Annotated in this window: 28 protein-coding genes; 24 read left to right on the forward strand and 4 right to left on the reverse strand. The window is 41.4% G+C overall.

Annotated elements, in window-relative coordinates:
* The first annotated feature begins 92 nt into the window (after positions 1 to 92).
* Positions 93 to 2,150, forward strand: a complete 2,058-nt coding sequence (gene metG / locus C1E99_RS10130) for a methionine--tRNA ligase (RefSeq protein ID WP_105207488.1) — start codon at positions 93 to 95, stop codon at positions 2,148 to 2,150.
* A 29-nt stretch (positions 2,151 to 2,179) separates the two neighbouring features.
* Here metG and C1E99_RS10135 read toward each other — a convergent pair whose 3' ends face one another.
* Positions 2,180 to 2,746: a GNAT family N-acetyltransferase gene (locus tag C1E99_RS10135; RefSeq protein ID WP_024391871.1), complete on the reverse strand. Its 567-nt coding sequence runs from the start codon at positions 2,744 to 2,746 to the stop codon at positions 2,180 to 2,182.
* 67 nt (positions 2,747 to 2,813) lie between these two features.
* On the opposite strand from C1E99_RS10135, the gene C1E99_RS10140 reads away from it, so the two are divergent.
* The 19 genes from C1E99_RS10140 to C1E99_RS10230 all read left to right on the forward strand — a co-directional run bounded on the left by C1E99_RS10140 (position 2,814) and on the right by C1E99_RS10230 (position 17,685).
* On the forward strand, positions 2,814 to 3,746 hold the full coding sequence (locus C1E99_RS10140; RefSeq protein WP_105207467.1) for a competence protein CoiA: 933 nt from the start codon (positions 2,814 to 2,816) through the stop codon (positions 3,744 to 3,746).
* 52 nt (positions 3,747 to 3,798) lie between these two features.
* Complete coding sequence (locus tag C1E99_RS10145) at positions 3,799 to 4,434, forward strand: hypothetical protein (protein WP_105207468.1); 636 nt, start codon at positions 3,799 to 3,801, stop codon at positions 4,432 to 4,434.
* A 71-nt stretch (positions 4,435 to 4,505) separates the two neighbouring features.
* Positions 4,506 to 6,308, forward strand: coding sequence for an oligoendopeptidase F (pepF, locus tag C1E99_RS10150; RefSeq protein ID WP_105207469.1), 1,803 nt, complete (start codon positions 4,506 to 4,508; stop codon positions 6,306 to 6,308).
* Positions 6,309 to 6,505: 197 nt separating this feature from the next.
* Positions 6,506 to 7,054 carry a DUF6630 family protein gene (locus C1E99_RS10155; RefSeq protein WP_105207470.1) on the forward strand — a complete coding sequence of 183 codons (549 nt, stop codon included), beginning with the start codon at positions 6,506 to 6,508 and terminating at the stop codon, positions 7,052 to 7,054.
* Between the two features lie 75 nt (positions 7,055 to 7,129).
* Positions 7,130 to 7,849, forward strand: a complete 720-nt coding sequence (locus C1E99_RS10160; RefSeq protein WP_105107551.1) for an O-methyltransferase — start codon at positions 7,130 to 7,132, stop codon at positions 7,847 to 7,849.
* A 63-nt stretch (positions 7,850 to 7,912) separates the two neighbouring features.
* A complete protein-coding gene (gene prsA / locus C1E99_RS10165; RefSeq protein ID WP_105207471.1) occupies positions 7,913 to 8,917 on the forward strand; it encodes a peptidylprolyl isomerase PrsA in 1,005 nt (334 codons plus the stop codon).
* Between the two features lie 253 nt (positions 8,918 to 9,170).
* Positions 9,171 to 9,656, forward strand: a complete 486-nt coding sequence (locus C1E99_RS10170; RefSeq protein WP_105207472.1) for an LURP-one-related/scramblase family protein — start codon at positions 9,171 to 9,173, stop codon at positions 9,654 to 9,656.
* 396 nt (positions 9,657 to 10,052) lie between these two features.
* Positions 10,053 to 12,671, forward strand: coding sequence for an alanine--tRNA ligase (gene alaS, locus C1E99_RS10175; RefSeq protein ID WP_105207473.1), 2,619 nt, complete (start codon positions 10,053 to 10,055; stop codon positions 12,669 to 12,671).
* A gap of 232 nt (positions 12,672 to 12,903) precedes the next feature.
* Positions 12,904 to 13,089, forward strand: a complete 186-nt coding sequence (locus tag C1E99_RS10180; RefSeq protein ID WP_105207474.1) for a hypothetical protein — start codon at positions 12,904 to 12,906, stop codon at positions 13,087 to 13,089.
* Positions 13,090 to 13,128: 39 nt separating this feature from the next.
* Entirely contained in the window at positions 13,129 to 13,353 is a 225-nt protein-coding gene (locus tag C1E99_RS10185; protein WP_105207475.1) for a hypothetical protein, read from the forward strand.
* Entirely contained in the window at positions 13,337 to 13,549 is a 213-nt protein-coding gene (locus C1E99_RS10190) for a hypothetical protein (protein ID WP_105207476.1), read from the forward strand. The genes C1E99_RS10185 and C1E99_RS10190 overlap by 17 nt, the downstream gene beginning before the upstream one ends.
* Before the next feature lie 142 nt (positions 13,550 to 13,691).
* Complete coding sequence (locus C1E99_RS10195; protein WP_105207477.1) at positions 13,692 to 14,258, forward strand: DUF3267 domain-containing protein; 567 nt, start codon at positions 13,692 to 13,694, stop codon at positions 14,256 to 14,258.
* 12 nt (positions 14,259 to 14,270) lie between these two features.
* On the forward strand, positions 14,271 to 14,486 hold the full coding sequence (locus tag C1E99_RS10200) for a helix-turn-helix transcriptional regulator (protein ID WP_014637779.1): 216 nt from the start codon (positions 14,271 to 14,273) through the stop codon (positions 14,484 to 14,486).
* Positions 14,483 to 15,214, forward strand: coding sequence for a DUF3169 family protein (locus C1E99_RS10205; protein ID WP_105207478.1), 732 nt, complete (start codon positions 14,483 to 14,485; stop codon positions 15,212 to 15,214). Before C1E99_RS10200 ends, C1E99_RS10205 begins: the two co-directional genes overlap by 4 nt.
* A gap of 19 nt (positions 15,215 to 15,233) precedes the next feature.
* Positions 15,234 to 15,743: a DUF3278 domain-containing protein gene (locus C1E99_RS10210; protein ID WP_105207479.1), complete on the forward strand. Its 510-nt coding sequence runs from the start codon at positions 15,234 to 15,236 to the stop codon at positions 15,741 to 15,743.
* A gap of 20 nt (positions 15,744 to 15,763) precedes the next feature.
* Positions 15,764 to 15,949 (forward strand): hypothetical protein, encoded by a 186-nt coding sequence (locus C1E99_RS10215; protein ID WP_105207480.1) that lies wholly within the window; start codon positions 15,764 to 15,766, stop codon positions 15,947 to 15,949.
* 25 nt (positions 15,950 to 15,974) lie between these two features.
* Positions 15,975 to 16,664: a CPBP family intramembrane glutamic endopeptidase gene (locus C1E99_RS10220; protein WP_105207489.1), complete on the forward strand. Its 690-nt coding sequence runs from the start codon at positions 15,975 to 15,977 to the stop codon at positions 16,662 to 16,664.
* A 9-nt stretch (positions 16,665 to 16,673) separates the two neighbouring features.
* Positions 16,674 to 16,997, forward strand: coding sequence for a hypothetical protein (locus C1E99_RS10225; RefSeq protein WP_105207481.1), 324 nt, complete (start codon positions 16,674 to 16,676; stop codon positions 16,995 to 16,997).
* A gap of 13 nt (positions 16,998 to 17,010) precedes the next feature.
* Positions 17,011 to 17,685 (forward strand): CPBP family intramembrane glutamic endopeptidase, encoded by a 675-nt coding sequence (locus C1E99_RS10230; protein WP_105207482.1) that lies wholly within the window; start codon positions 17,011 to 17,013, stop codon positions 17,683 to 17,685.
* Between the two features lie 32 nt (positions 17,686 to 17,717).
* Here the strand turns inward: C1E99_RS10230 and nrdF are convergent, their stop codons facing one another.
* The 3 genes from nrdF to nrdH all read right to left on the reverse strand — a co-directional run bounded on the left by nrdF (position 17,718) and on the right by nrdH (position 21,659).
* Complete coding sequence (nrdF, locus tag C1E99_RS10235; RefSeq protein WP_105207483.1) at positions 17,718 to 18,677, reverse strand: class 1b ribonucleoside-diphosphate reductase subunit beta; 960 nt, start codon at positions 18,675 to 18,677, stop codon at positions 17,718 to 17,720.
* Between the two features lie 560 nt (positions 18,678 to 19,237).
* The gene (gene nrdE / locus C1E99_RS10240) at positions 19,238 to 21,397 is read right to left on the reverse strand and encodes a class 1b ribonucleoside-diphosphate reductase subunit alpha (protein ID WP_105207484.1); all 2,160 of its coding nucleotides are present in this window, start codon (positions 21,395 to 21,397) and stop codon (positions 19,238 to 19,240) included.
* 43 nt (positions 21,398 to 21,440) lie between these two features.
* On the reverse strand, positions 21,441 to 21,659 hold the full coding sequence (gene nrdH, locus C1E99_RS10245) for a glutaredoxin-like protein NrdH (RefSeq protein WP_105107537.1): 219 nt from the start codon (positions 21,657 to 21,659) through the stop codon (positions 21,441 to 21,443).
* Positions 21,660 to 21,977: 318 nt separating this feature from the next.
* On the opposite strand from nrdH, the gene C1E99_RS10250 reads away from it, so the two are divergent.
* The 4 genes from C1E99_RS10250 to C1E99_RS10265 form a co-directional block, all read left to right on the forward strand.
* On the forward strand, positions 21,978 to 22,241 hold the full coding sequence (locus C1E99_RS10250; RefSeq protein ID WP_002936050.1) for a phosphocarrier protein HPr: 264 nt from the start codon (positions 21,978 to 21,980) through the stop codon (positions 22,239 to 22,241).
* A gap of 4 nt (positions 22,242 to 22,245) precedes the next feature.
* On the forward strand, positions 22,246 to 23,979 hold the full coding sequence (gene ptsP / locus C1E99_RS10255) for a phosphoenolpyruvate--protein phosphotransferase (RefSeq protein ID WP_105107536.1): 1,734 nt from the start codon (positions 22,246 to 22,248) through the stop codon (positions 23,977 to 23,979).
* 209 nt (positions 23,980 to 24,188) lie between these two features.
* On the forward strand, positions 24,189 to 25,613 hold the full coding sequence (locus C1E99_RS10260; RefSeq protein ID WP_105207485.1) for an NADP-dependent glyceraldehyde-3-phosphate dehydrogenase: 1,425 nt from the start codon (positions 24,189 to 24,191) through the stop codon (positions 25,611 to 25,613).
* Between the two features lie 358 nt (positions 25,614 to 25,971).
* The coding region (locus C1E99_RS10265) for an IS30 family transposase (RefSeq protein ID WP_105207486.1) at positions 25,972 to 26,572 on the forward strand (601 nt) is incomplete at its 3' end.

Raw genomic sequence — 26,572 nt, forward strand, 5'->3', positions numbered from 1 at the left:
CCCATTCTTTTTCATAACTTCTTCTAGTATAACATAACTTAGAAGGAATGTGGATTGGAAGTCACTTTGTTTTTGCACAAAAATATGATAAAATGGGGTGTTATCAAGAACAGGGTTTCATTTGCCCTGAGTTGAAAGGAAAAAGTATGACAAAAACACCGTTTTATATTACCACACCGATTTATTATCCTTCAGGTAAACTACACATCGGTTCAGCCTACACGACCATTGCCTGCGATGTCTTGGCTCGCTACAAGCGTCTCATGGGCCACGAGGTTTTCTATCTGACAGGGCTTGATGAGCACGGCCAGAAGATTGAAGAGAAGGCTAAAGAAGCTGGTTTGACACCGCAAGCTTACGTTGACGGCATGGCGGTTGGCGTCAAGGAACTCTGGAACTTGCTGGACATCTCTTACGACAAGTTCATCCGCACGACCGACGATTACCACGAGGAAGTGGTGGCGGCTGTTTTTGAAAAATTGCTGGCGCAGGATGACATTTACTTGGGAGAGTATTCTGGTTGGTACTCCGTATCGGACGAGGAATTCTTCACCGAGAGCCAATTAGAAGAGGTCTTCCGAGATGAAAACGGCAAGGTCACAGGTGGTATCGCTCCGAGCGGTCACGAGGTTGCCTGGGTATCAGAAGAATCTTACTTCCTCCGCCTCAGTAAGTACCAGGATAAATTGGTTGAGTTTTTCAATGCTCACCCAGACTTTATCCAGCCAGACGGCCGCCTCAATGAAATCATGAAAAACTTCATCGAGCCAGGCTTGGAAGATTTAGCAGTATCTCGTACCTCATTTACCTGGGGCGTACCTGTTCCGTCCAATCCCAAACACGTTGTTTACGTATGGATTGATGCCCTGCTCAACTATGCAACTGCCTTAGGTTATGGTCAGGAAAATACGGCTAACTACGACAAGTTCTGGAATGGAACAGTTTACCACATGGTTGGTAAGGACATTCTTCGTTTCCACTCGATTTACTGGCCAATCATGCTCATGATGTTGGATATGAAGCTGCCAGACCGCTTGGTTGCTCATGGCTGGTTTGTCATGAAAGATGGCAAGATGTCCAAGTCTAAGGGCAATGTGGTCTACCCAGAAATGTTGGTCGAGCGTTTCGGTCTGGATCCACTCCGTTACTACCTCATGCGTAGTCTGCCAGTCGGCTCTGACGGAACCTTTACACCAGAAGACTATGTTGGTCGTATCAACTACGAACTGGCCAACGACCTTGGAAACTTGCTCAACCGTACAGTTGCTATGATTAACAAGTATTTCGGTGGTCAGGTGCCAACCTTTGTTGCTGACGTGACTGATTTTGATGCAGACTTGGCGGCAGTAGTAGCTGACAACTTGGCAAGCTACCACAAGTATATGGAAGCTGTTGACTATCCACGCGCTCTAGAAGCTGTTTGGAATATCATCTCCCGTACCAACAAGTACATCGATGAAACAGCACCGTGGGTCTTGGCAAAAGAAGAAGCTGACCGTGACAAGTTGGCAGCGGTTATGGCTCACTTGACAGCAGGTCTTCGTGTGGTGGCGCACCTCATTCAACCATTTATGATGACGACGTCTAATGCCATTATGGAACAGCTTGGTTTGGGAACAGAATTTGATCTTGAAAACCTTGACTTTGCAGGTATTCCAGCTGGTTTGACTGTGGTCGCAAAAGGTACACCTATCTTCCCTCGACTAGATATGGAAGAGGAAATCGCCTATATCCAAGCACAAATGGGTGGCAGCTCTGCTATTTCCCAAGAGGTAGAAAAAGAATGGGACCCAGCTGACGTGGAGCTTAAAAACGAGAAAGTCGCGATCAAGTTCGAGGACTTCGACAAGGTGGAAATTCGTGTGGCCGAAGTCAAGGAAGTGGCCAAGGTGGAGGGTTCTGACAAGCTGCTCAAATTCCGCCTGGACGCAGGTGACGATCAGGACCGCCAAATCCTGTCTGGTATCGCCAAGTACTATCCAAATGAGCAGGAGTTGGTCGGCAAGAAAGTCCAAATCGTTGCCAACCTCAAGCCGCGTAAGATGATGGGCTTGCTCAGCCAGGGTATGATCCTCTCAGCCGAACATGACGGCAACTTGACACTCTTAACAGTAGACCCATCTGTGCCAAACGGCAGTCAGATTGGGTAAGTTTGCAGAGACAAGACACAAAAACCAGCCTAATCAGCTGGTTTTTTGAGTGCTTTCCATTCCTCTTCTAGAATGGACATAATGAGTGTATCGGTGTAGCCATCTGCTGTCTTTTGGCTGTCCCGTTTGATACCTTCCAAACGAAAGCCAGCTTTTTCATAGGCACGTTTGGCGCGTGGATTGAAGGAAAAAACTTCCAGTTCCAAGCGATGTAAGCCAACCTGCTCAAAAGCAAAGTCTCTGGTCTTTTCAACTGCCCAAGAGCCCAATCCTTGTCCCAGATAACCCTCGTCAAAGATAACGATACGGAAGTTAGCAGAGCTGTTTTCCCTATCCAGTTCATTGATAACCGATTCGCCGATGAAGGTCCCGTCAGGTGCCATCAGCATAAAATCAAACCGTTCAGAGTCGTTGACAATTCGATTGTAGTAGCTGACTACATCTTCTTTTCTATAAGTTCCCGAACTCCCCGTCAGGCGATAAATTTCAGCAGAAGGCTTGGTAAAACAGTCCTCATAATACTTCTCCGCAAAGCCCGCTTGGAAGGACTGCAAGACAAAGCCGTCCTTTTCCCATTTGGCAATTTTTTTGGTCATTTTTACTCTCCTTTCCAACATTTTACATTTTACCACAAGTTGCGAACTAATATAGAAAGGAGGTTCTATGTTAGTTGCACTTGATGAAGACCGACAAATTTTTAATCTTTTGGAAAATCCTGCGCCACAAGGTCGCTATTCCTGTCCAGGTTGTGGAGGCCTGGTCCGATACAAATCCGGAAAAGTTCTGCGTTCGCATTTTGCCCATGTCACCCTACGGGATTGCACATACTTTTCCGAGAATGAGTCTGCCCAGCACCTCTCCCTCAAATCAGAGATTTACAGCTGGCTTGTGGAAAAGGAGCAGGTTGAACTTGAAAAATGCTTGCCAAAAATTGGCCAGGTCGCTGATTTATTGGTCAATAATGGTCTAGCCTTGGAAGTCCAATGTTCCAGTCTACCGATTTCTCGTTTGCAGGTGAGAACAAAAGCCTATTATGATACTGGTTATCAAGTTGTCTGGTTGCTTGGTAAGGATTTATGGCTCAAGGAACGACTGACCAATTTGCACAAGCAATTTCTCTCTTTTAGTATGAACATGGGTTTTCACCTCTGGGAATTGGATAACGAGAAAAAAGAATTGCGGCTCCGTTACCTCATTCATGAAGATTTGCGAGGTAAGGTACACTGTCTTACGAAAGTCTTTCCCTTTGGTCAGGGAAACTTACTAGATATATTACGTTTACCTTTTGCCAAGCAAACCCTATCTAGCATGACTTGTCCAATGGATGAGGATTTGCCTCGCTACATTGCTCAACAGCTTTATTACAAATCCCCCAAATGGCTCGCCCTGCAAGCAGAGGCTTATGGACGTGGAGAAAATCTACTGACCAAGACAGCATTTGACTGGTATCCCCACATCCGTCTACCCCGCTCTGCTATTGGCTTTGCCCAAATTCGCCAAGACCTGACGCCGATTTACCAAGCTTTTAATCAGTTTTACGACAAAGTGGAAAATAAGAGGAAACAAGTCTTGTATCCACCTAAAATGTATAGATAAAACGTGTAAATAATGATATAATAAACAAAATGGTTACAAGGAGGTTCAAAAGATGAAATTCAGTCGCATTTCCTTGATAAGTGTAGCATTATTGTTAATAGCTTGCTTATCAGCCTGTGCTGCTAGGTATGAAAAAGGACAAACAAGCACTGTCTCGAGTCAGCCAGTACAAACCATCAATGAGGAAGAAGCACAGAAGTTTACCTCCCAACATAGTCAGAAAGTACTATCTAAGGAAGTAGCAGAAAGCGGTGGTACTAGCATTACCTTTGATGATGGAACGGTGTATGTCCATGTCTCAGATACAAGCGTAGGAGAATATTATCTGCTTTCCTATCCAAGTGGTTGTAAGGTAACCTATTTCATTGAAAGTGGTGATTTTACTGTAGCGACAGATGAATATGAAGCTGAAGCAAGTGAAGCTAAGGGGCAGATTGGACAGTATTTTGCAGAAAGTGGCTACTCTATTTCTTTTGCAAATGATGGCGCCCTCTTCATTGATTTACAAGGAAATTTCACCCACCAGTATGATGGCAAGGAGAAAAAAGGAAATATTAAAGATTCGGAAGGAAATAGTTACGTCGATAGCTTGTTAAACCAATATGGTATCCCCAACCTTGCCTTTTATGACAGCTTTGTCAAAGAAGTGGTAGCAGATGCCAAGAACTACTTTACTACTGATGAGTAAGTTGTAAGCCCTCACTTTCCATTGGAAAGTGAGGTATTTTTATGTTAGAATAGTAAGACGGAGGATTTATTATGTCTAAACAACGTCATGAAATTGAAGAAAAATACCAATGGGATTTGACTACTATTTTCCCAACAGATGAAGCATGGGAAACAGAGCTTGCAGATTTACAAGCTGAAACTGAAAAAACAAAAGAATTTGCAGGGCATTTACTCGACTCTGCTAAAAGCCTACTGGAAATCAGCGAAACGCAACTCGGTCTTATGCGTCGCATTGAAAAACTCTATGTCTATGCGTCTATGAAAAACGACCAGGATACTCGCGAAGGAAAATACCAGGAATTTCAGGCTAAGGCTATGGGGCTTTATTCTGCTTTTTCACAAGCATTTGCCTTCTATGAGCCTGAATTTATGGCCATTACTGAAGAGCAATTGGAGGCCTTTAAGGCAGAAGAGCCAGCTCTTGTTCAGTACAGCCATCAATTTGAAAAACTCTTAGCAGCCAAGGATCATGTCCTGTCACAAGAAGTAGAAGAAGTCCTTGCGGCGACTAGCGAGATTTTCGAGTCACCAGCTGAAACCTTCTCAGTCTTGGACAATGCAAGTATCTTATTCCCTGAAATTGCAGACGAGGATGGTCATTTGGTACCACTCTCTCACGGCAATTATATTCACTTCATGGAGTCTAAAAACCGCGACGTCCGTCAGGAAGCATACGAAGCTATGTACGGAACCTACGAGCAGTTCCAGCATACCTACGCTAAGACCCTTCAGTCTAATGTCAAGGTCAATAACCTGAAAGCTCGTTTGCGGAAGTACGATTCAGCCCGTCACGCATCACTTGCAGCTAATTTCATTCCAGAATCCGTTTACGATACATTAGTGGCGGCAGTCAACAAGCACCTTCCGCTCTTGCATCGTTACATCAATTTGCGTAAGAAACTCCTGGGTATTGATGACTTGAAGATGTACGATATGTACACGCCATTGTCAGATTTCAGTACCAAGATTTCTTATGAAGATGCACTCAAGAAATGCCAAGAAACCTTGGAAATCTTCGGTGAGGATTATTCGGCTATTGTAAAAGAAGCCTTTGAAAATCGCTGGATTGATGTCCATGTTAATGAAGGAAAACGCTCAGGAGCATACTCAGGAGGTGCTTACGACACCAACGCCTTCATGCTTCTCAACTGGCAGGATAACTTGGATAACATGTACACTCTTATCCATGAAACAGGCCACTCTCTCCATTCTATGTTGACTCGTAAGACTCAACCTTATGTCTATGGTCATTATTCTCTATTCTTGGCTGAAATTGCTTCAACGACCAATGAAAACCTTTTGACAGAAAAACTCTTGGCAGAAGTAGAAGATGACAAGGAACGCTTTGCTATTCTCAATCATTACCTAGATGGTTTCCGTGGTACAGTCTTCCGCCAAACGCAATTTGCCGAGTTTGAGCAAGCAATCTACAAGGCAGACCAGGAAGGTCAGGTCTTGACGGCTGATTTCCTCAATGAATTGTACGGTCAGACAAATGAGAAATACTACGGACTTTCGGCAGAAGAAAACCCAGAAATCCAGTTTGAATGGGCACGTATTCCACACTTCTATTACAATTTCTATGTCTATCAATATGCGACAGGATTTGCAGCAGCATCCGCACTTGCGAACAAGATTGTCAACGGTAGTCCAGAAGACAAAGAAAATTACCTCAACTACTTGAAAGCTGGTAGCTCAGATTACTCGCTCAATGTCATTGCCAAAGCTGGCGTAGACATGACCAAGGAAGATTACCTCAACGATGCCTTCAAGGTATTTGAGGCTCGTTTGGAAGAATTAGAAGCTCTCGTTGAGAAAGGTGTGCACCTCTAAAATGATTTTCTATAAACGGTCCATTGTGGTACCGATCGTTGCCAGTCTAGTCTCTTGCTTTTCATTGAAATTAAAGGAGAATTACTGGTTGACATTCAGTTAAATCATTTGGCACAGGCCGATTTTTACGAGATTTACCAATTTATTGATACATATAAAATGGGATTTTCCATATAAAAATAGTGAATGGAGGAACTATGTTAACAGAAGAACAAGTTCAAGACATCTTCGAATTAGCCGATATTTTATCTGCGAGTGACAGAGAATTATTTATACAACTTAGAGAGGTTATTTTTGCGACGGATCCAAATGTGATTTTGAACTCTCTAGAACAAATCTTAGATGAGAAAGCATTTGATGCCTTTTTAGATAAAATTGGGGAATCTGAGAAAGACAATCTATGGCTTATTTTGATGACCTTGTTACACCAGGAAGGATTTATTACAACCTTTAAACAGCAAGAACAGTTGGAAGAGTTTATTCAAGCCTTTGATAGGCTACCGCAGGTACGCCAGGCAGGCATTTTACTGAAGTTAGATTCTGCCGGTTTGCTTCCATCTGGTTCCGTCACTGAGTGGGCAGCAGTTGTTGATGGAAAATACGCAAATGAAAACTTTTGTTTGGGTGGCATCCAGGTGACTGCTGAGGAAAATTATCTGTTTTTTAACACCATTGACCAATTTAGAAGGGTAAAAGAATTGGCTACAAACCTTGGTTACCGTGTCGATTATGCTAAATATTTGTAGATTGGAAGACAGGTTATCCTGTCTTTTAATCATTGTGACGAGAATCCTGAATAGTCTTATGGTATAATGAATCTTATGGTTGAATCATATTCTAAAAACGCAAACCACAATATGCGCCGTCCTGTTGTCAAGGAAGAGATTGTGGATTTTATGCGAACACGTCAGGCGCAGAATACAGGCTTTTTGAAAGAGTTGGAAGATTTTGCACGTCAAGAAAATATTCCAGTTATTCCCCATGAAACGGTTGCTTATTTTCGTTTGCTCATGCAAACTTTACAGCCCGCTCGTATTTTGGAAATCGGAACGGCCATTGGTTTCTCTGCCCTATTAATGGCTGAGAATAGTCCGCAATCACAGATTACGACAATTGATCGCAATGAAGAGATGATTGGATTTGCCAGGGAAAATTTTGCCAAGTATGATAGCAGACAGCAGATTGAATTGCTAGAGGGAGAAGCGATGGACTTGCTTCCAACACTTGAAAATGATAGCTATGATTTTGTTTTCATGGATTCTGCTAAGTCAAAATACATTGTTTTTCTTCCAGAAGTTCTCAAAAAGGTAAAAGTTGGTGGCTTGATTATCTTAGATGATATTTTTCAAGGTGGAGATATTGCCAAAGATATTAAGGAAGTTCGCCGTGGGCAAAGGACTATCTATCGCGGCTTACAACGCTTGTTTGATGCGACTTTGGACAATCCTGATGTAACAGCCAGCCTTGTCTCTATGAGTGATGGTCTCTTAATGTTGAGGAAAAATGTCGCAAATGTTGACTTAAATATTGAAGAAATTTAAGTACTTTTTAAGCTTTTGTGATATAATAAATAACGTTAATGAAAAAAGGAGTAAACTTTTTAAATGAAAAACACAAAAAAAATCTTAGCAGGAGCAGTCACACTATTTGCGACTGTGACCCTTGCAGCATGTACAAGTACAGCTGATAAAGACATCATTACCATGAAAGGAAATACCATCACAGTTTCTGAGTTTTACGAGCAAGTCAAAACAAACACAAGTGCTCAACAGGTGTTACTTTCAATGGTCATTAGCGATGTTTTTGAAGAACAATACGGCGATAAAGTTTCTGATAAAGAAGTTACGGAAGCTTATGAAAAAATGGCTGAGCAATACGGAGATTCGTTTGCGACTGCCTTGGCTTCAGCAGGTTTGACAACTGAAACATACAAGCAGCAAATTCGTACCAATAAATTGGTTGAATATGCAGTGAAACAAGCAGCTGAAAAAGAATTGACAGATGAAAACTACAAAGCTGCCTACGAATCCTATACTCCAGAAGTGACAGCTCGTATTATCAAGTTAGATGACGAAGCGAAAGCTAAGGAAGTTTTAGCTTCTGCCCAGGCTGCTGGTGCTGATTTTGCGAAATTAGCTAAAGAAAACTCGACGGATGCAGATACAAAAGATAAGGGTGGAGAAATCAAATTTGATTCTACATCAACTACAGTACCTGCGGAAGTTCAATCTGCAATCTTTGCCTTGGATGCTGGTCAGGTTGGTGCATCTGTTGTAACAGTTGTTGATATGACAACTTACACAACGAGCTACTATGTTGTGAAATTGGAAGCTAAGTCTGAGAAGTCTGCAAATTGGGAAGACTATAAAGATAAGTTGAAAGAAATTATTTTGGCACAAAAACAAAATGATTCTACATTTGTTGCAGGTGTGTTGAAGGAAGCTCTTCAAAAAGCAAATGTTAAAGTGAAGGATGCAGCTTTCCAAAATCTTCTTTCACAATATGTCACAGCTGATGATAGTAGCTCATCTTCATCAACAAGTTCTTCATCAAGTTCTACAACTGAAAGCTCATCTACTACAGAGTCTTCAAGTTCTTCAGGTCAGTAGGATCTAAATCTATTAAGAATAAATACTCAATCCCTTAGTTCAGAAAATTGGCGGTTGCTGTGAGCCATCTAAGCTGAGTATTTTGCTACTTAATGGAATAAATAATTGAATATGGGACCCTCTATTCACAGTTCAGCATTTGCTTGGCTTGTGAATAGAGGGTCTGAAAAGAGAATGACAAGTCATTGAATGAAGGTGGTACCGCGGTTTTTCGCCCTTCGTTTGGTTTCTTGTTATTTTTTTGGAGGTTATCATGAAGCAATTTCAAGTGAAACAGCGCTTTACCTTTGGTGGTGAAAAATTTGATATTCGTGATAGTTTTGGGAATCTTGCCTATCAAGTGGAGGGATCTTTTCTCGAAATTCCAAAACGATTTATCGTGACCGATTCCAGAGGAGAAGCAGTTTGTCAGATTACCAAGAAGTTTTTGACCTTCCTGCCCCAGTTTACCATTGATATGGCAGATGGTCATTCTTTCTACTTGCAAAAGGAATTTACCTTTTTCAAGGATCGCTATACTGTGGAAAATCTAGGTTTAATCCTGGACGGAAATATCTGGGATTTGGATTTTCGCTTGAAAAAACCTGATGGTCAGCTAGTAGCTGAAATCTCCAAAGAACTCTTTCATTTCACTTCTCATTATTCCGTTACTGTCTTGGAGGATTCCTATGCAGATTTGGTCATTTCCTTAGTGGTCGCAATTGACTACGTCGAAATGATGGAAGATGCATCAAGATAATCGTAACATAAAATTTTTAAAATTGGTTTAGTTGGCTAACTTGCTAAATTGAACCTATCTAAAAAAAACGAAAGGAAAGGGTATCGAGTTTATTTTGAAATGAACTCGGGCTACGGACTTTGTCAAAATGAGAAACACTTCCTAGACGCAAGCGTCTTCGTCAGTTTTCCTATTTTTACGGTGTCCGCTTAACGCCCTTAGTATCTTAGTTGAACTCGGTCTACGGACTTTCCCCTAAATTATCAAATATGAAAGGAAATGTTCAATTTAACAGTTTCGTTAAATTGAACCCGAGCTAAAAGCGTCGAGAAAAAGATAGACCGCCTAGTGCGCTGGCGCACAACGTTGGTCTCCTATTTTCTTCTCGCTTTCTTAACGCTCTTGGTATCTTAGTTTATGAAAAATTTATCTTCTGCTCAAATTCGTCAAATGTGGTTGGATTTCTGGAAATCAAAGGGTCATTCTGTTGAGCCTTCAGCAAATCTTGTCCCAGTAAACGATCCAACTCTTTTGTGGATCAACTCTGGTGTGGCAACACTTAAGAAATACTTTGATGGCTCTGTCATTCCTGACAACCCTCGGATTACAAATGCCCAAAAATCGATCCGTACCAACGATATTGAAAATGTTGGTAAGACAGCCCGCCATCACACTATGTTTGAAATGCTTGGAAACTTCTCTATCGGGGATTATTTCCGTGATGAAGCGATTGAGTGGGGCTTCGAGCTCTTGACAAGCCCAGAATGGTTTGCCTTTCCAAAAGACAAGCTCTACATGACTTACTATCCTGATGATGTGGATTCATACAATCGTTGGATTGCTCTTGGTGTTGAGCCAAGCCACTTGATTCCGCTTGAAGATAACTTCTGGGAAATCGGTGCTGGTCCTTCAGGTCCAGATACGGAGATTTTCTTTGACCGTGGTACTGACTTTGACCCTGAAAACATTGGTATTCGTCTCTTGGAAGAAGATATTGAAAACGACCGTTACATTGAGATTTGGAATATCGTTCTGTCACAATTCAATGCTGATCCAGCTGTTCCGCGTTCTGAGTACAAGGAATTGCCAAACAAAAACATCGATACGGGCGCAGGTTTGGAGCGTTTGGCAGCTATTTTCCAAGGGGCTAAGACCAACTTTGAAACGGACCTCTTCTTGCCAATCATTCGTGAAGTAGAAAAGATTTCTGGTAAGACTTATGACCAAGATGGCGACAACATGAGCTTCAAGGTTATCGCAGACCACATCCGTGCTCTTTCATTTGCCATTGGTGACGGTGCTCTTCCTGGAAATGAAGGCCGTGGTTATGTCCTTCGTCGTTTACTTCGTCGTGCTTCTATGCATGGTCAACGTTTGGGCATTACAGAGCCATTCTTGTACAAATTGGTAGAGACAGTTGGCACTATCATGGAAAGCTACTATCCAGAGGTACTTGAAAAACGTGCCTTCATTGAGAAGATTGTTAAGAGTGAAGAAGAGTCATTTGCTCGTACTATCCATACAGGTTCACAATTTGCTGAACAATTGATGGACAAATTGGCGGCAGAAGGTAAGTCTGAGATTGATGGTCGTGACATTTTCAAACTTTATGATACCTATGGTTTCCAAGTAGAATTGACTGAAGAATTGGCTGAGCACCGTGGTATGACCCTTGACATTGCGGGATTTGAAGCGGCTATGAAAGAGCAACAAGACCGTGCTCGTGCTTCAGTTGTCAAAGGTGGTTCAATGGGTATGCAAAATGAAACCCTGGCTGCTATCACAGAAGAGTCGACCTTTGTTTATGGTCAAACAGCTCTTGAGGCAAGCTTATCTGTCATTGTGGCTGATAATGAGCGTACAGAAGCAGTTTCAGAAGGTCGAGCCCTCCTTGTCTTTGACCAAACACCATTCTATGCAGAAATGGGTGGTCAGGTTGCAGACCATGGTTTTGTGAAAAACGCTGCTGGAGACATTGTTGCGACTGTCATCGATGTGCAGAAAGCACCAAATGGTCAACCATTGCACACAGTAGAACTGTCCGCAAGTATTTCAGTTGGTCAAACCTACACACTTGAAATCGAAACCAAACGCCGTAAGGGTGTTGAGAAGAACCACACAGCAACTCACTTGCTCCATGCAGCTCTTCACAATATTATCGGTGAGCATGCAACGCAGGCTGGTTCCTTGAATGAGAAAGATTTCCTCCGCTTTGACTTTACGCACTTTGAGGCTGTTACTGCGGAAGAACTTCGTCGTATCGAAGAAGAAGTCAATGAGCAAATTTGGAATGCTATTCCAGTTGTGACGGTTGAAACTGATATTGACACAGCTAAGGAAATGGGTGCCATGGCCCTCTTCGGTGAAAAATACGGTAAAGAAGTCCGTGTGGTGACAATTGGTGACTATTCTGTCGAACTCTGTGGTGGTACCCATGTTGGTAACACTGCTGAAATCGGCATTTTCAAGATCTTGAAAGAAGAAGGTATCGGTTCAGGTACCCGCCGTATCATTGCGGTAACAGGCCGTGAAGCCTTCCTTGCCTATCGTGACCGCGAGGACGCTCTCAAAGCTGTTGCGCAGACCCTTAAAGTGCCACAAATCGACCAAGTGCCGACAAAAGTGGAGGCACTGGCTGCGGAGCTCCGCGATTTGCAAAAAGAAAACGCTAGTCTGAAAGAAAAAGCAGCGGCAGCCGCTGCTGGTGATGTCTTCAAAGATGTCAAAGATGCTAACGGCATTCGCTACATTGCCAGCCAAGTCCAAGTATCAGACGCAGGTGCCCTCCGTACCTTTGCTGACAACTGGAAGCAAAAAGACTACTCCGATGTCTTGGTGCTGGTTGCTGCAATCGGTGACAAGGTCAATGTCCTTGTAGCCAGCAAATCAAGCGATGTTCATGCAGGGAACCTCATCAAAGTCCTTGCTCCAATCGTAGCAGGTCGTGGTGGTGGTAAGCCAGACATGGCCATGGCAGGTGGTAGCGATGCTTCTGCTATCCAAACCCTCTTGAACAGCGTGGCTGACAATCTATAATCGCTCACTAAACTCTTTTATCCTCTGGATGAAGGAGTTTTTTTGTATCTTATTCTAGTCATTCTGACCATTATTGACTACATTTTGACAAACTTCATAAACTATTTGACAAAAATTATTATTTTTTTGACAAAGATACTTGTCAAAAAGAAAAGGAAGTGTTACAATGATATCAAGATAAAGAGATGAAAACGAATTCATCAGGTAAATAAACAGAAAGTAGGAAATAAATATGAAAAAGATAAACAATAGTGACATTACACGTTTTGTGCAACTTATCGCTATCATCTATCTAGTTTTTGTCCTGTTGGCTGACATCATGAAGTGGCAGCAGTTGGATAATACCTATGTCGTTCTTGCCATTTGCACCATCGCAGTGACAGATGAGAACTTGTGGAAACTAGGTAGCAGAAAATAGTAAAAGGAAAAATTAGTCGAAAGTAAGTGGTGGAAAGTTATGAAAAATAATAGCAATAAAAAAGGAATGTTGATTACAGGAACAAGCGTTGTGCGAGGAGTGCAGGTTCTAGTTGCACTATATTTGATTTATAGTTTCGTTCAACTCTTTGTATTTGGTCAGGAGATAGATACCATGCTACTCTTGATGATGATGAATTCTCTCCTTCTTTTAGATGACACTCTCAGCAGAGAAAAGGAGAAGAACAATGAACAAGGCAGTTAAAAATGGAATGAAAGTAGTCCTACTGTTTTTCGTACTCTTCTTGATAACTATTTTGGTCTTTAAAGTTCTAGCCTTGCTAGGATTTGATCTTGGTTTGACGGAAATGAGTTATCTCTTTCCTCCTTTGTTAGCGACATTAGTGTTAGCTCTGCAATTTAACAAAAAGAAAAATAGTGAAAAAGCTAAGGAAAGATAGGAGAAACCTTATGAAACGACACATTTCAGCAGATATGGCAGCAATTATTATTGCAGGATCGAGTATTATGGGACTACTGATTGGAGTTGCTCTAGGACTAAATAGTTTAGTCTAGCTTGTAGGAAAATGAAGGAGTAGAAACATGGAAGCGAAAAAGAAATTATTTGAAGTTAATATCATGGAAAATAAGAAATTTGTATGGGGATTGAATATTCTTGCGATTGTTCTGGTCTTCCCATTTGCTCTGCTATTTGGTAAGTTAGCGTTTTCCTTGCTGGCTAATGTAGATCAAAATTTGCCTCTTACCTTACCAGAGTTATGGATAGCAACAGTTCTATTTCCTATTTTGATAGTTGTACATGAAGCTATTCATGGATTATTTTTCAAGATTTTTTGTCCTGAAAATCCTGTTAAGTTTGGTTTTAAATGGAAATCAGGGATGGCCTATGCGACCAGTCCAGGTTCGCTCTACAATCGGATGCAAATGCTAGTGATTAGCCTGGCTCCCTTTGTTGTGATTAGTTTGGGCTTGACCATGGTAGCAGTTTTTTGGGGGATGGATGTATCTCTTTATCTGATATTGGCTACTATACATGCAGCGGCTTGTGTAGGCGATTTCTACTATACTTATCTTTTATTGGTCAAGTTTGCCAAGGAAAATATAGCTGTCGAAGACACAGAAACAGGCTTGATTATCTACCAAGCCTAGAAAGGAAAACTCATGGAATATGTCTTAAAAAATCGGCTCAAGGAATTACGAGCCAGAGATGGTCTTAATCAGACAGAGCTAGCAAAGTTAGCAGAGGTATCACGGCAGACCATTAGCTTGATTGAGCGGGGCGAATACACGCCCTCGGTGGTTATTGCCATGCGTATAGCACAGATTTTTAATGAAAATGTGGAGAATGTCTTTCAATTAGTGGAGGTTGGAGAATGAAACAGGGGAAACAATTAACGACAGGAAAACGAATTATCTTTTTCATCTTAGTAGTCCTTGCGGTAGAAGTAGCATTATTTATAGCTGGTTTCTTCATGGGCTATTTTGAAGCTGCAGGATATGATATCAATACCCTTTTGTTCGTATCAAGAGCAGTTATGGTAGCAAGTTTCATTGGATTTGCTTATCTCTTGTACAAGAGCTTTACGACCTTTAAGCGTTACCAAGAAAGTGAAGACGATGATGACGTTCTTGATCAGCTCTACAAGACAACCTTTCGAAGTTTGCAATATAGTACCATTCTCTACAATATTTTTGGAGGTTTGGTTTTGGCAAATATGATACTAGGTGCTAATGTTTCAGCGGATTATTATAGAATCGAACTCTTTGATATTGCAGCTTTTATCGTTCTTCTTCCAGCTCAGATTGGAATCTTCAAGGTGACACAGGTAGTGCGTCAATACAAATTGTCAGCCTTTCCTACACCAAGCGAAATTAAAGATTATATATATGCACTAGATGAGGGTGAACGACAAGCTAATTTTGAACAAAGTTATCTAATTGTTCACAACTTGAATCAATGGGTCTTACCACTTTTATACGTTTTGATTATGATGGTAACGCTGATTACCCAGACACAACAGCTGTTGGCACTCTTGATAGTTGCTTTTATTCACATTTACATCAATATTCTCAATGTACAAATGATACGGAAATATTTTAAATAGACAAATAGAGGTACTAGCTATGAAAAAGGAAAATCTACACATCAAAGCAATTCATTATTTCTATGATATTGTTGCTGAGTTAGACGAGGTATCTTATGCGACCTTGACCAATTTCGGCAACAATATGTATATGCTCTTTATGACAGTGACACTGGTCAGTTTCCTGGTTAGCTTTGTGCTGGGAGAAGATGTTATGGGAATTAGCCTCTTCTTGACACTGGTTTATTCTCAATTCAAACAGGACGCTATTATCAAGCAGTTGGGTCTGGATAAATTGCTCGTTGCCGAGGCTGATGTGAAATTGGCTCGGAAGAAAATGATGAAACGAACTCTGTTTCAAACCCTACAGATTGCTGTCTACAGTCTGCTAGTTAGTATTGTTCTCTGGCAGTCACACATTCCACAGGAAAGCGGGACATCTGCAGCCGAGTATTTCCAGTTTGTCACTCCTATGACAGTTGTCCTGATGACCTTTATAGGATTTGTTAGCTTCTATTTCGCCAATCGTAAGAAAATTCAATTCATCTAATGCAAATGGAGGAATGAACAATGAAAGTCTTTAAGAAAATCTATCTTGCTTTGTTAATCGGTCTTGGTCTCTACGCAGTTGGCTATATTTTCGGAGAGTGGCTGGCTACTGGGCAGATTGATTTATCAACCCTGAATATCCTCTTGCCAATGGTTTTGGGCTTGCCTGCTCTGCTATTGATCGAAAAAGAAAGTAATGAAAATTGACTTAGTGTATGTGAAGGAGATTGCTATGAATAGACTTGGAAGTGTCAAAGATTGGAATGTGGTGAAGAATTGGAAGTTTCTCTTAGTGGGACTAGCTATCGTTGCGCTAAACGTGGTAGCCCAGATGGCGATTTTCTCCTTACCAAATTTTGATGGGAATAATCTACTGCTTGCTGTAGCTATCTTGTTGGTTGCTGTGGTGCTTGGACTTATGGTGACGGGCAAATTAGGCTTATGGAAAAGTGAGCAGAAGTGGGGAGTTTTCACGAATATTGGCTTTGTCACCCTTGCTTTTATCGTTATGTTTGGTCTGAAAATGATTGGTGGGCAACTGATTGCGCTGGAAGAAGGGTATAGCAAAATACCATCCAACCAAGAAATGATCAACAACTCTGATATGCCGACCGTGCTCCTGTTTCTCTTTGCGGTACTTTTTGCCCCAGTTCTGGAGGAATTGATTTGTCGTGGTATTCTGATGGGCAAGGTCTTCGGTAGGCAGTCGGTAGTTGGTCTGCTTCTGTCTAGCTTTCTATTTGGCCTTGTACATAGTCCGACCAATATCGGTTCTTGGGTTATCTACGGAGGTATGGGCCTGGTTTTAGGTCTAGTCTATCGTATTTCAGGTAACTATTCCAATGCACTCATCTTACACAGTCTCAATAATCTTCTCGGATTTTTGCTTATGCTAGTCATGAAAAGCCTGGGTTTGATTTAGGAGCTAAAAATGGAACTATTTTTATGGATAGCCTTTGCTTATTTATTGTTCACTTACCTGTCAGATAGGAAAAAGGTGAAGCAGTTGCAAAGCAAGGTAAACAAACTACAAAAAGGTCTAAAAGGAGAAAATCAGATGTCTGTTTTATTAAAAGAATTGGTCGGAAGTAAAGCCAAAATCCGTTTCGATGAGGAATTTATGACCATTTACGAATACAGCATTTTAGCTGTGGATGAGGATTGGGTTAAAATTTCCCGAGAATTAGCGACAGGAGAGATGGAAACCAAATTGGTTCGGGTCGATAATATTGTTGATGTGACGGTTTTAGAATAAGGAGGAATACATCATGAAGAAATTTTTAAAACATTCTGGTTTATTATTAGCCTATTACATTGCCTATCAATTCGGTGCCCAGTTCCTCCAGTTACCATGGGCTACTGAGCAGGTAGAGGGTATTCCAGCTAGTGCTGCAGAGGGACTTTATTGGTTTGGATTGATTGTAGGCTTGCCCTTGTTAATTGGTTTTTCCTACCTTCTTTGGAAAGTCTTGTATCCAAGAAAAACAATGCAGCTGACGCTAGATAAGCCTTGGCTGAAGCATATGGCCTATCCGTTACTAGCCTATCTTGCCTTCTTCATTCTCCAATTTCTCCTACCTGTTCCTGAATCGGACAATCAGAAAAATGCAGTTGCCTTTATCCAGTCTGCACCTATTCACTCCTTTTTCCTGGTGGTCATTTTTGCAGGTATCTTTGAAGAATTGATTTTCCGTGGTTTCATGGCAACCTATTTCTTCCCTAAATTATCGGATGTCAAATCTGTGGTGCTCTATGGTCTAGTTTCAGGAACCCTGTTTAGTTTTGTGCATGGTCCAGCAACCCTTCCGCAATTTTTGATTTACTTTACAATGGGGATAACTTTTGCCTGGCTCTATTTGGTTAAGCAAGATATTCGCTACCCAATGGCTCTACATATGCTTAACAACGGCATTTCCTATTTGATGATTGTATTTTTAGCATAATAAAAGCAGCTCAGATGAACTGCTTTTTTTGATTATAAACCGTAGAGGTAATCATCGTCCTGCATAGCTTCCACTTCACCAAGAAGATAGCCATTACCAACTTGGGAGAAGAAGTCGTGGTTAGATGTACCAGTTGAAATACCGTTCATGATGATTGGGTTGACATCATCTGCTGAATCTGGGAAGAGTGGATCCTGACCCAAGTTCATGAGAGCCTTGTTGGCATTGTAACGGAGGAAGGTCAATACTTCCTCTGTCCAGCCGACTGCGTCATAGAGGGAGCGTGTGTAACCTTCTTCATTTTCATAAAGTTGGTAGAGAAGGTCGTACATCCAGTCGCGGAGTTTATCTTGTTCTTCCTCGGCCAATTCATTGAAACCAAGTTGGAACTTGTAGCCGATGTAGGTACCGTGCACAGACTCGTCACGGATGATCAGCTTGATGATCTCCGCAACGTTGGCCAGCTTGTTGTTACCAAGGTAGTAGAGTGGCGTGAAGAAACCAGAGTAGAAGAGGAAGGTTTCTAGGAAAACACTGGCTACTTTCTTTTCAAGTGGTGTACCTGTTTCGTAGATTTCGTTGATAATCTTTGCCTTGCGTTGCAAGTATTCGTTGCTGTTGGTCCATTCAAAGATGTCTTCAATCTCAGACTTGGTGTTCAAGGTTGAGAAGATAGAAGAGTAAGACTTGGCATGGACTGACTCCATGAATTGGATGTTGTTGTAAACAGCTTCTTCGTGCGGTGTACGAATATCGTTGCGAAGAGCTTGGACACCTGTTTCAGATTGAAGTGTATCCAAGAGGGTCAATCCACCGAAGACCTTACCAACCAGGTCTTTTTCTTCAGCAGTAAGTTTACGCCAGTCATCCAAGTCGTTTGATAAGGGGATACGTGTATCGAGCCAGAATTGCTCTGTCAATTTTTCCCAAGTTGACTTGTCGATCACATCCTCAATGGCGTTCCAGTTTATGGCTTTGTAGTAGGTTTCCATCATATTCTCTTTCTTTTTCTTATACTTCAAATATTATATCACAAATAGATAGTAGCCTGTAAAAAAATCCCCTAAAAGGGATTTTAATCGATCGCTTATTAGTTGCTTCACATCGTGAATGGCAGTGTCGTAAGGTAGCTAGCCAATCCGCTCATAGCGGTTGGCGTAGATTAGGTAGTTGTCTTGCCAACAGCTAATCTTGTGAAAGTTACGACCTGAGAAAAGTCGTTCGATAATAACGACTTTTCGAGGTAGTAAGCCACTTAGTTACTGACCATATAGTCAGTAACTAAGTGGCTTGAAATCGAGTTCGGGCTAAGGACTTGGCAAAAAAAGATAAATCCCTTTGAGATGCAAGTCATCTCTGCGGTATTTCCTATTTTCTCATTTCCAACTTTCAACAGTCCCCCAGACTGTTGAAACGCCCTCACATATTACGACACGTAGAAACTGAAGACGATATTTCTTCAGTTTCGAAGTTAGTGAGGTAGCTAACTAATCCGCCGAGAGCGGTTAGCGTAGTTTAGCTAGTTGATTTATCAACAGCTAAACTTGCTACGTTAAATCACACAACTTTCACATTGGTTTGCACCGACTTCTTCGCCGTCATCAGTAAAGGTACGGATGTAGTAGATTGACTTGATGCCTTTGTTGAAGGCGTAGTTACGGAGGATAGAGAGGTCACGGGTGGTTTGTTTGTTTTCTGTTTTCCATTCGTAGAGTTCTTTTGGAAGTTCACTGCGGAGGAAGAGGGTGAGGGACAAACCTTGGTCAACGTGCTCAGTTGCAGCAGCATAGACATCGATAACCTTCCGCATATCCATGTCATAGGCAGATTTGTAGAATGGAATGGTTTCTGTTGCCAAGCCAGCTGCGGGATAGTAGATTTTACCGATTTTCTTCTCTTGGCGTTCTTCAATCCGTTGGGTAATCGGGTGGATAGAAGCAGAAACATCATTGATATAGGAAATAGATCCATTTGGTGCAACAGCTAGTCGGTTTTGGTGGTAAAGACCATCTGCCATGACTTTCTCACGGAGGTCAGCCCAATCTTTTCCGCTTGGAATGAAAATGCCTTCAAAAAGTTCTTTAACACGGCTAGATTGTGGTTGGTAGTCACCCGTCACATACTTGTCAAAATAGCTACCGTCTGCGTATTTTGATTTGTCAAAATTATGGAAGGTTGCCTTGCGTTCACGGGCAATGTTATTTGATTCTACCAAGGTCCAGTAGTTAAGGAGCATGAAGTAGATGTTGGTGAATTCCACAGCTGTTTTTGATCCGTAGTCGATCAAGTTTTGTGCCAAGTATGAGTGAAGTCCCATAGCACCAAGACCGATTGAATGCGCGCGCTCATTTCCAGCCTCGATAGAAGGTACCGCAGAAATGTGCGAATGGTCAGTCACGTAGGTCAGGGCACGAGTCATGGTACGGACAGAACGGCCAAAGTCAGGCGATTTCATCAGGTTGACAATGTTGGTTGAGCCAAGGTTACATGACACATCTGTTCCCATGGTCAAGTATTCCTGAGAGTCGTTGATCACGCTTGGTGTTTGGACTTGAAGAATCTCTGAACAGAGGTTGGACATGATAATCTTGCCGTCAACAGGATTGCTACGGTTGGCAGTGTCGATGTTGATGACATAAGGATAACCAGACTCTTGTTGAAGTTTAGAAATTTCTGTTTCCAAGTCGCGTGCCTTGATTTTTGTCTTACGAATGCGTGGGTTTGCAACCAACTCGTCGTATTTCTCCGTAATATCAAGGTAGCTGTAAGGCACACCGTATTCCAACTCAACGGAGTAAGGGCTGAAGAGGTACATGTCTTCATTTTTACGTGCCAACTCATAGAATTTATCAGGAACAGTGATTCCAAGTGACAAGGTCTTCACACGCACTTTCTCGTCAGCATTTTCTTTTTTAGTTGAAAGAAAGGCGATAATGTCTGGGTGGAAAACATCCAGATACACTACCCCAGCCCCTTGGCGTTGGCCAAGTTGGTTAGAGTAAGAGAAGCTGTCCTCGAAAAGTTTCATAACAGGAACAACCCCAGAAGCTGCTCCCTCGTAGCCCTTGATTGGAGCCCCAGCCTCACGCAAGTTGCTGAGGGAGATACCAACCCCACCACCGATACGGGATAATTGCAGAGCAGAGTTGATGGAACGTCCGATGGAATTCATATCGTCTGTGACTTGGATGAGGAAACACGATACCAACTCTCCGCGACGAGCACGGCCTGCGTTGAGGAAAGAAGGAGTAGCTGGTTGGTAACGCAAATGGATCATTTCGTTAGCCAAGTTGAGTGCCAACTCTTCATTTCCTTCTGCAAAATACAAGGCGTTGAAGAGAACGCGGTCTTCCATGCTCTCCAAGTAGTAGGCACCGTCGTTTGTTTTGAGGGCATACTGATTGTAGAACTTGTAGGCAGCCATGAAGGACTTGAAGCGGAAGTTTTGGTCTTTCAAGAATTGATCAATTTTGATGATAAATTCAGGGCTGTATTGGTCCAAAAATTCTTTCTCAAGATAGTTTTCTTCTAATAAGTAGGCAATCTTGTCCAAAATGGAATCAAATTGTTTGGTATTTGGGATAACATTTTCTTTGAAGAAGGCCTTAACAGCTTCTTGGTCCTTGTGGAGTGGAATTTGTCCATTGACTGGACGGTTGATTTCGTTATTTAAACGGAAGTAGGACACATCGCCTAATTCTTTCAAACTCATAATCGCAATCTCTTTCTATAAATAGTAGCAAGGGAGGTAGTTTTTAAACTAGTGCCTTTAATTTTGCTGGTTGGAAGCCAGAGAAGACTTCATTTTCAGTTTCAATAACTGGTGCTGATGAGAAGCCTAATCCTTTAACATGCTCGATATATTCAGGTTGCTCGTCTAGGTTGATTTCTGTATAGGCTACATTGTGCTGGTCAAGAAATTTCTTGCTCATTTTGCATTGTACACAATCATTTTTTGAATAGATAGTAACCATTCTTTTTCTCCTTTTTTGAATAAAATCACCAATCTAGGATACAAGATTTTGGGGTCAAAGTCAAGAGAGAAGTTCGAACGTTACACAAAATGTTGTGCAATAAAAATGTAATAGGCACTAGATATTGTGTGAATTCAAAAAAACAATCACAACAAGTTTTCATCCTACTTTCAATCCTTTACGCTTAATTGCTAATCTTGTTTTACTGAAAGAAAAGCAAAAAATTCTTGAAAATGATTTCAAAAAGTGGTATAATGCTTTTTGTAAGGGTTATCACAAATAACTCACAATTTTGTAAAAATAAAGGAGAATCCAAATATGGCTTCAAAAGACTTCCACATTGTGGCAGAAACAGGTATTCACGCACGTCCAGCAACTTTGCTTGTTCAAACAGCTAGCAAATTCGCTTCAGATATCACTTTGAACTACAAAGAAAAATCTGTAAACCTTAAATCTATCATGGGTGTTATGAGCCTTGGTGTTGGTCAAGGTGCTGATGTAACTATCTCAGCTGAAGGTGCTGATGCTGACGATGCAATCGCAGCGATCACTGAAACAATGGAAAAAGAAGGATTGGCATAAGAAAATGACAGAAATGCTTAAAGGAATTGCAGCATCGGATGGTGTTGCCGTTGCTAAGGCATATCTACTCGTTCAGCCAGATTTGTCCTTCGAAACTGTTACAGTTGAAGACACAAATGCAGAAGAAGCTCGTTTGGATGCAGCTCTTGCAGCATCTCAAAACGAGCTTTCTCTTATTCGTGAGAACGCAGTAGCTAGCCTTGGTGAAGAAGCCGCAGCTGTTTTTGATGCACACTTGATGGTACTTGCTGACCCAGAGATGATTGGTCAAATTAAAGAGACTATCCGTGCTAAGAAGACAAATGCTGAGACTGGTTTGAAAGAAGTTACAGATATGTTTATCGCTATCTTTGAAGGTATGGAAGATAACCCATACATGCAAGAGCGTGCTGCAGATATCCGTGACGTTGCTAAACGTGTATTGGCAAATCTCTTAGGTGTTCGCCTTCCAAACCCATCTGCAATTAACGAAGAATCTATCGTTATTGCACATGACTTGACTCCATCAGATACAGCTCAATTGAACAAACAATTTGTTAAAGCTTTTGTAACAAATATCGGTGGTCGTACAAGTCACTCAGCTATCATGGCTCGTACACTTGAAATTGCTGCTGTATTGGGTACAAATAACATTACTGAAATCGTTAAAGATGGCGATGTACTTGCTGTTAACGGTATCACAGGTGATGTGATTATCAACCCAACTGAAGAACAAATTGCAGAATTTAAAGCGGCTGGTGAAGCTTATGCTAAACAAAAAGCTGAGTGGGCACTTTTGAAAGATGCTCAAACAGTTACAGCTGACGGCAAACACTTTGAATTGGCAGCAAACATCGGTACACCAAAAGACGTTGAAGGTGTAAACGATAACGGTGCAGAGGCTGTTGGTCTTTACCGTACAGAGTTCTTATACATGGACTCACAAGACTTCCCAACTGAAGATGAGCAATACGAAGCTTACAAGGCTGTTCTTGAAGGTATGAATGGCAAGCCAGTTGTGGTTCGTACAATGGATATCGGTGGTGATAAGGAACTTCCTTACTTCGACCTTCCACATGAAATGAACCCATTCCTTGGTTTCCGTGCCCTTCGTATCTCTATCTCTGAGACTGGTAACCAAATGTTCCGTACTCAGTTGCGTGCCCTTCTTCGTTCATCTGTACATGGTAAACTTCGTATCATGTTCCCAATGGTTGCCTTGTTGACTGAATTCCGTGCAGCAAAAGCAATCCTTGAAGAAGAAAAAGCAAACTTGTTGGCGGAAGGTGTAGCAGTTGCGGATGATATCCAAGTTGGTATCATGATTGAAATCCCTGCAGCAGCAATGATTGCAGACCAATTCGCTAAAGAAGTTGACTTCTTCTCAATTGGTACAAACGACTTGATCCAGTACACTATGGCAGCAGACCGTATGAACGAACAAGTTTCATACCTTTACCAACCATACAACCCATCAATCCTTCGCTTGATCAACAACGTTATCAAGGCTGCACACGCAGAAGGCAAATGGGCTGGTATGTGTGGTGAGATGGCTGGTGACCAACAAGCTGTTCCACTTCTTGTCGGAATGGGCTTAGATGAGTTCTCTATGAGTGCAACATCTGTACTTCGTACTCGCAGCCTCATGAAGACACTCGATTCAGCTAAGATGGAAGAATATGCTCACCGTGCCTTGACAGAATGTGCAACGGCAGAAGAAGTTCTTGAACTTCAAAAAGAGTATGTTGATTTCAACTAATGATAAAATGAAAGTTTGGAGTAGATAAACTGCTTCAAACTTTTTTTATGTATTGATTCTATTGTATATTATAATACATTGTTTACTGATAGAATAGAAACTTTTATACCTGAAAGTATATTGGAAGAAAATTTGAAATTTTCTAAAAATTATTGCAAAATTAATTTCAATGTGTTACAATGTTCACATTATACTCAAAGGAGGAAGAAATGAAGGCGTATAATAATTATATTAACGGTTCTTGGGTTGGATCAGAAAAATCAATCGAGATTCACTCACCGATTAATCAAGAAAAACTTGGTACAGTTCCTGCTATGTCGAAAGAAGAAGTTGATCAGGCAATGGAAGCTGCTAGAAAGGCCTTGCCTGCTTGGCGTGCCTTGTCAGCATTTGAACGTGCTCAATATTTGCACAAAGCTGCCAATATTTTGGAAGAGCGTAAGGATGCTATTGGTGAAATTTTAGCAAAAGAAGTTTCAAAAGGTATTAAGGCATCAATCGGAGAAGTGGATCGTTCCGCTCATCTCATTCGTTTTGCTGCTGAAGAAGGTTTGCGTGTTTATGGTTCATCATTAGAAGGTGGAACATACGAGCCAACTGCTAAGTCAAAAGTTTCCTTGGTTCGTCGCGAGCCAGTAGGTATCGTATTGGCGATTGCACCCTACAACTACCCTGTTAACTTGTCTGCTTCGAAGATTGCTCCGGCTCTAATCGGAGGAAATGTGGTTATGTTTAAACCACCAACGCAGGGTTCTATTTCTGGTCTATTGTTGGCAGAAGCTTTCGCAGATGCAGGAATCCCAGCGGGTGTTTTCAATACCATTACTGGTCGTGGTTCAGAAATTGGTGACTACATCATCGAACACCCAGAAGTGAACTTCATTAATTTTACAGGTTCAACACCAATTGGACAAAAAGTTGGTAAATTGGCAGGTATTCGTCCAATCATGCTTGAGTTGGGTGGTAAGGATGCTGCGGTTGTTATGGAAGATGCGGATTTGGACCACACTGCAAAAGAAATTGTAAGTGGTGCCTACAGCTATTCAGGTCAACGTTGTACGGCTATTAAGCGTGTTCTTGTTATGGATTCTGTAGCGGATGAATTGGCTGCGAAGTTGAAAGCAGAAGTTGAGAAATTGACTGTCGGTGATCCATTTGAGAACAAGGACATTACGCCAGTTATTGACGAACAATCAGCAGAATTTATTGAAGGTCTGGTTAGAGATGCTCAGGCAAAAGGTGCAACTGAATTGACACCATACAAACGTGAGAAAAACTTGATTTGGCCAACCCTTCTTGACCATGTTACATCAGATATGGAAATTGCTTGGGAAGAACCATTTGGACCAGTTCTTCCAATTATTCGTGTTTCATCATTGGATGAAATGTTGGAATTGTGTAACCAGTCTGAATATGGTCTTCAATCTTCTATCTTTACAAGCAATTATCCGTTTGCTTTTGATTTTGCTTCTAAATTAGAAGTTGGTACGGTTCATATCAATGCCAAGACCCAACGTGGTCCAGATAACTTCCCGTTCTTGGGTGTCAAGGGTTCAGGAGCGGGTGTTCAAGGTATCCGTTATAGTATCGAAGCGATGACTAAAGTGAAGTCAGTGGTATTTGACGTTCAATAAAAAGGAAAGACAGTTAGGTTGCTAGCTGTCTTTTTTGCTTAATTATCTGAGGCTGAATGGTAAGAAGTTGTTCATGAGAATACGAAAAAAAGTTCCAACCGAAAGTTCTATAATGAAGTTAGCCACCTTACCTTAGTCAAGAATTAGATGTTTCACTATGTTTGAGTAAGTTGATGATTTCATTTGATAACAGGCTTGAAGCTGTTAGGCTAGGTGCCCAAGGCTAATCATAGCCTTGGTTTAGCTGAAAAAACAGCTTCAAGGGTTCCTGTTGTCAAATGAAATGTGATTTAAGGTATAAGAAAACACCTCTGTGCTATACTTGTTGTTCACCACAAACACAAGGAAAGGCACAGAGATGCAAAAGTATTATACACCAAAAGGGAAACATTTGACAATAGATAACCGTCGCTTGATTGAGCGGTGGAAACTTGAAAATAAGTCCAATCGTGAAATTGCAGGCTTGTTAGGAAAGGCTCCTCAAACAATTCATAATGAAATCAAGCGTGGGACAACCTTACAACAAGTGCGAAAAGGGGTCTACAAGAAAGTTTATTCTGCTGATTATGCACAAACTGTTTACCATTCCAATCGAAAACGGTCGGTTAAAAAGTTAATTCTAACAAAGGAAATCAGAGAGAAGATCTTACACTATCATAAGCAAAAGTTTTCTCCTGAAATGATGGTTAAGAAGAAGCAAGTGAAAGTAGGGATTTCAACCATTTACTACTGGTTTCATAATGGTCATTTAGGATTGAAGAAATCGGACATGCTTTATCCTAGAAAATGGAAAGGTGTCAAGAAGCAAGCCAGTCCGAACTTTAAGCCAGCTGGTAAATCAATCGAAGAGCGACCAGAGGTCATCAATCTTCGATTGGAAAACGGTCATTATGAAATTGATACAGTTCTACTAACCAGAGCGAAAAATCAGTGTCTTTTAGTCTTAACCGACCGACGAA

The sequence above is a fragment of the Streptococcus suis genome (assembly GCF_002964045.1).
Lineage (GTDB): Bacteria > Bacillota > Bacilli > Lactobacillales > Streptococcaceae > Streptococcus > Streptococcus suis_U.